General features: G+C 53.9%; 1 tRNA gene and 1 pseudogene. Both read right to left on the bottom strand.

The features are described from left to right. A pseudogene (locus HMPREF2749_RS09345) lies at window positions 1–104 on the bottom strand (type II toxin-antitoxin system VapB family antitoxin); the annotation flags it as partial. Between the two features lie 118 nt (window positions 105–222). After that, a tRNA-Ser gene (locus tag HMPREF2749_RS00555) sits at window positions 223–310 on the bottom strand. Window positions 311–438 lie beyond the last annotated feature (128 nt).

Here is a 438-nt window from a genome sequence, read left to right as displayed (position 1 = left end):
AGGGTGTCGAGGCGTACCCGCTGCGGCGGGATTCCTCCCCAGTCGGCGTGGGTCATGCCGTGCTGGGGGTAGGGGCGACTATCGCCTACTTTTTTGAAAATCATGGTGGTGCTTTCTCAGGTATGGGGCGCCTCGGCGGCACGTGTAACCGTGGGGTTCTGAAGAAATAGTACCAAGGGGTATAAAAAATCCCCGGTCTTAGAATCTAAGACCGGGGATCGGTGGCGGAGGATGGAGGATTTGAACCTCCGAGGGTGTTAACCCAACACGCGTTCCAGGCGTGCGCCATAGGCCGCTAGGCGAATCCTCCAGCTATGTTTTCTACGCATTGCGTAGGCAACAAATAAAACCTTACTACGCTTTTGCTAAGCATGCAAGCCCTGAATGGGAAAAGTAACAGAAAGCACATTTATGGATGCTTGTGCCCCTGTTTTTGGG

This window comes from Rothia sp. HMSC075F09 (assembly GCF_001810515.1).
Lineage (GTDB): Bacteria > Actinomycetota > Actinomycetes > Actinomycetales > Micrococcaceae > Rothia.
This window is presented reverse-complemented; position numbering and strand designations above follow the sequence as displayed.